Consider the following 549-nt stretch of genomic DNA (forward strand, 5'->3'; position numbering starts at 1 on the left):
GGTCTTGTTCGCGGGTCCGGCTGCGTTTGGGCATCTTGACCGCGCGGTTCGGATTCGAGTTCGGGGTCGCCGCTTCGGGTTCGGGGAGGTTCAGGTCCCCGCTCGGCTGGCTCAGAGTGGGGAACATGCCGGCGCCGTGGGGTTCGGTCACATGGGTGTGTCCGGTGGGGGTGGTGAATTCGATGGTGCCGTCGGGTCGTTGACGGTCAGTCCAGCCGGGGCAGAACGTTTTCACCAAATGGTGTGCCCGGCAAAATAACTTGGTGTTCGACGGATGCGTCGGCCCGTCAGGCCAGGGCGCGGTGTGGTCGACATCGCAGCGTTCAGCCGGGGCGTCACAGCCCGGGAACCGGCAGGTCAGATCACGCCACCGGATGAACTCTGACAAGGCCACCGAGGGGCGGTACCGCGGCTCGGCAGGCTCGGGCCCGGTGGGCATGCGCACCGATTTGACCGTGCCGGTGGCGGCCAGATCCCGCACGGACTCGGCGGGCACGATGCCATGGCCGACCACATACCCCGGATCATCAGAAGTCCCGTTCACGGTGG

1 protein-coding gene is annotated in these 549 nt (G+C 66.8%); it reads right to left on the reverse strand.

Annotated elements, in window-relative coordinates:
* On the reverse strand, positions 1-549 hold a 549-nt coding region (locus tag A5779_RS05310; RefSeq protein ID WP_131811577.1), incomplete at both ends, for an HNH endonuclease signature motif containing protein.

Origin of the sequence: Mycolicibacterium peregrinum, assembly GCF_001665625.1 — a bacterium.
Lineage (GTDB): Bacteria > Actinomycetota > Actinomycetes > Mycobacteriales > Mycobacteriaceae > Mycobacterium > Mycobacterium peregrinum_B.